The 240-nt window shown below is 64.6% G+C and carries 1 protein-coding gene; it reads right to left on the bottom strand.

Annotation, left to right across the window (positions count from 1 at the left end; all coding sequences use genetic code 11):
* On the bottom strand, positions 1–240 hold a 240-nt coding region (locus tag QN347_RS20780), incomplete at both ends, for an ATP-binding protein (RefSeq protein WP_323494543.1).

The following is a 240-nucleotide window of genomic DNA, read 5'->3' as shown; positions in this document are numbered from 1 at the left end:
GAGCATCTTGTTGAGGCTCGGGATGGCGGTAAACTCGAACGTGTCGAAGCTCTTCACCGCCGGGAACCGTGCCGCCCGGATACGCCGCTCGATCGTGCGCCGTTCGCGATCGATCAGCTCGAGCTCGATAAGCCGCAGCAGATAGCGCGGATGGTCCGTGCCGTCGCGCGCGCACTCGCGGGCCACCTTGTCATACTCGCGCAGCACGGTGGGCAGCTTCAACTGCTTGAGGTGATGGGC

This window comes from Sphingomonas sp. 10B4 (assembly GCF_035019905.1).
Lineage (GTDB): Bacteria > Pseudomonadota > Alphaproteobacteria > Sphingomonadales > Sphingomonadaceae > Sphingomonas > Sphingomonas glacialis.
The sequence above is the reverse complement of the archived record's forward strand: the minus strand, read 5'-3'. Positions and strand labels throughout refer to the sequence as shown.